The organism is Priestia sp. P5_B4 (assembly GCF_056400385.1).
The window spans coordinates 1-3373 of the sequence record NZ_JBFULJ010000405.1; the positions used below are offsets into that span (position 1 = coordinate 1).

5 protein-coding genes are annotated in these 3373 nt (G+C 38.4%); 2 read left to right on the forward strand and 3 right to left on the reverse strand.

Translation table 11 applies throughout. The features are described 5' to 3' along the window. Both AC1DRF_RS20230 and AC1DRF_RS20235 read left to right on the forward strand, forming a co-directional pair. A partial coding sequence (locus AC1DRF_RS20230) for an MBL fold metallo-hydrolase RNA specificity domain-containing protein (protein ID WP_477741518.1) occupies window positions 1-681 on the forward strand: 681 nt, incomplete at its 5' end. Between the two features lie 228 nt (window positions 682-909). After that, window positions 910-1062, forward strand: a complete 153-nt coding sequence (locus AC1DRF_RS20235) for a YpzG family protein (protein WP_014460817.1) — start codon at window positions 910-912, stop codon at window positions 1060-1062. A gap of 43 nt (window positions 1063-1105) precedes the next feature. Here AC1DRF_RS20235 and AC1DRF_RS20240 read toward each other — a convergent pair whose 3' ends face one another. The 3 genes from AC1DRF_RS20240 to AC1DRF_RS20250 all read right to left on the reverse strand — a co-directional run. Further along, window positions 1106-1246, reverse strand: a complete 141-nt coding sequence (locus AC1DRF_RS20240; protein ID WP_013082476.1) for a hypothetical protein — start codon at window positions 1244-1246, stop codon at window positions 1106-1108. Window positions 1247-1316: 70 nt separating this feature from the next. After that, the gene (locus AC1DRF_RS20245; protein WP_097823860.1) at window positions 1317-2660 is read right to left on the reverse strand and encodes an amino acid permease; all 1344 of its coding nucleotides are present in this window, start codon (window positions 2658-2660) and stop codon (window positions 1317-1319) included. 127 nt (window positions 2661-2787) lie between these two features. Further along, window positions 2788-3373: LysE family transporter (locus tag AC1DRF_RS20250; protein ID WP_477741519.1), on the reverse strand; the 586-nt coding region annotated here is incomplete at its 5' end.

Below are 3373 nucleotides of genomic sequence, written 5' to 3' on the forward strand. Positions count from 1 at the left end.
GGGCCTATTCCTGGCAATGAACGTAATATCTCTCGTATTGTCGACAGTCTTTTCACACTCGGGGCTCATGTGATTTACGGTTMAGGAAGCGCAACAGGTATGCACGTATCAGGACATGGCTATCAAGAAGAGCTAAAATTAATGGCTACATTGATGAAGCCAAAGTATTTTATTCCCATTCACGGCGAGTTTCGAATGCTTCATCACCACAGCTTATTAGCAGAATCCGTCGGGGTGGAAAAAGAGAACATTTTCATTATAAATAACGGTGATATTGTTGATATCAAGGGCGGAACAGCTGTTCAAACAAGAAAAATCCCTGCAGGCAATGTATATGTAGATGGGTTTGGCATTGGGGATGTTGGAAACGCGGTTTTACGTGACCGCAAACAGCTTTCAGAAGATGGTATGCTGGTTATTGTTATTACTCTGAATAAGGCGGAAGGGAAAATTGTGTCTGGTCCAGATACCATTTCACGAGGATTTGTTTATACAAGAGACTCAGAGCAGTTATTAAAAGATGTTAACCGACAAGTGACTAAAATTGTAAACCAATTACAAAAAGCTCATGTTCACCAATGGAGCATTATGAAAAAAGAAATCAAGACAACGCTTGGCCAATTTTTATATAACCAAACCAAAAGAAGACCTATGATCCTTCCTGTCATTATTGAAGTTTGATTACTCCACTAAAAAACYGCCTTAGTCCCCACTAAGGCAGTTTTTGCTTTATAAATCCGAAGCTTAACCTAAAGTTAGAAGTGGCCTTCTGTAGTTTATGAATAGGCACTGCTTTTATATGTATGGTTAAAAGTGTTAGGTGTATTTCTTCTTTTTTACCCCATTCTATAAGAGAGATATTTCACCGCAAATATCTTGTGAAAGTATCCTATCCTTGAGGTGATTATGATGAATGATAAAAATCATGTAGATCAGCATTCAGAACTATTCCGCCACAACTGGACGAGACCGAAGCGTTCAAAGTCCCAAGTAAATGGACATACAGAGATGTCTCAAACGAACATCATCCTGCGAAGTAATGCAAAAGCTCATCGTTGGTAAGGATACACTTCAACAAAAAAAGACGCGAACGCGTCTTTTTTTGTTATTGGCCGTCTGCCCCGCTTTGAGTTATCTTGCGAATATGACCATCTTCATAATTATTTTCTCGTAGCGCTTTTGCTTTGTCATCTACTACTTGTTTTTGATCTACTTGTGAAGAAGGAGTCTGCTTGTTTTTTGGCATGATCATAACCACCTTTTATTTTTGTAATTGTACAACGTGCATAGTGTCCCTCATAAAGATTAAATATATGTTAGCTAGCGGCTTCTTCTTCTTTCCACTTATGGCGCAATTTCAAAATAACAAGACTTATAACAATTAAAAAGCCTAAGCTTGCAAAGAAACCTGGCCTGCTTGCAGATTCTAACAGCGTACCGCTTACCGCTAGCAGTATTAATAAGAGGCCAACAGCTTGTTTTACTTTATCCCAAACTGTTTGTTTGATTAAGCGATGAAAAGAAATTAAAATAAAGAACCAGTTATAAATCAGCATCAGTCCAGCTGCTGTTGTAATATACTCATAAATTTTCCCGGGCAATAGCAAGGAAAGAACAATAGAAACAACTAATCCCGCTGTTGTTAAAAGTAAAGCCGGTATAGGAAATTGCAGCTTTTTCTTTTTTTGCTTTGAAAACAATGCAGGAGCATCTCCATCTTCTGAAAGAGTGACAATCATCGTTGTTACAGAAAAGAAAGAAGCCGACATTGTTGAAAATCCAGCGATAATCATTGCTCCATTAAAAACATGAGGAAAAAATGGAAGATGGTATGTTTCTAAAGCCGTTATAAATGGACTTTGATTTCCATGAAAATCATGAAATGGCACAATTAAAATAGCTAAACTCAGTGAAGCGATATAAATAATTCCAAGGAGAATAAGCATACTTCTACCTGCTTTCGGTGCGTCTTCTTTTTTTTCCAAACGAACCGTCATGATCCCCATGACTTCGATTCCGCCGAAAGCATAAAAGGCATAAAGCAAAGCGCCCCATAAACCTAAAAACCCGTGGGGAAATACTTCACTTATCGTTCGCGGCATCCCTTGTTTGGCACCTTCGTCTAAAAATCCAAATAAAGCGAGACTAGCTAATACAATAAACATTAAAATGGCAGCCACTTTTGTGACAGCAAATACATTTTCCATTCGTTCAAAGCCTTTTGTTCCTATTAATACAACAGCAATGCCTAAAACAGCGTAAATAGAGGCAAAGACCCACAGTGGAATACCATCAAACCAAAAACGTGTAAAAAGAGATAAAGCAGTGAGCTGACTCCCCATGATCAACATCTCTGAACTCCAGTATACCCATCCGCTGCTAAAGCCTGCCCATCTTCCATAAGCCTTTTTAGCATAAGAGCGAAACGAACCTTTTTGAGGATCTTGAGCACTCATTTTAGCAAGAGCGTCAAATACAATAAATGTACATACTGCTGCTAGTAAAAAAGCAATTAATACAGAGGGACCCGTGGCTTTTATTGCAATACTTGATCCTAAAAAATAGCCTGTACCGATGATGCACCCTACTCCGATTAAAGACAGCTGCCACCATTTTAATTTCCCTTCAACCTGACTTCCGCAGCCTATTTTCTTTTTCATACTATCACTCCTTACACCTCGATGTAGTGTGTGATAGTTTGAAAAATTTATGCGCAAAAAGAGGCAGCTTTCTACTATTTTTCAGCAGATAGAAAACGCTTTAAATTCAATTCTGCTTTCTCTCCTTTTAAATAATGAATTGCTGTACGGCTTGCCAGCCGAAATATATACCAAATCCTATTAGAGAAAGGCCGGATATAAYGGAAACTGCAGTCAAAAACGTCGCTGCTAAATACCTGCGAAAAGTGCTTGCTAAAGCTGCCATAGCAATATCCCAGCATAAAATCCCTGTAAAAATAGCACAGCTGTATAAAATAAGCTGTTCTGTTTCGTATGTATTAGCTGTTTTGGCTAAAACAGAGCCATAAATACCGAGCCAAAAAAGAATAGTAAGCGGGTTTGTTAATGAAATTAAAAAACCTGAAAAAAAACACTTTACGACCGAATCTCCTTTTGCGTTCCGATGCTGTGTAATTTTCCCTGCGCTCATTAACCCTTCAATACCGGTATAAATTAATACGAAGCATCCAAACGAAAAAAGAAACGTTTTCATAAAATCGCTGCTTAAAAAATGAACGGACCCAAAATAAACTACAAGCATATAAAGAGCGTCAACCGATGTTGCTCCTATCCCTAAGAACCAAGCATGTAAAAAGCCATTTTTGATTCCTTTATCAAGCTGAGCGGCGTTGATAGGACCGATTGGTGCGGCT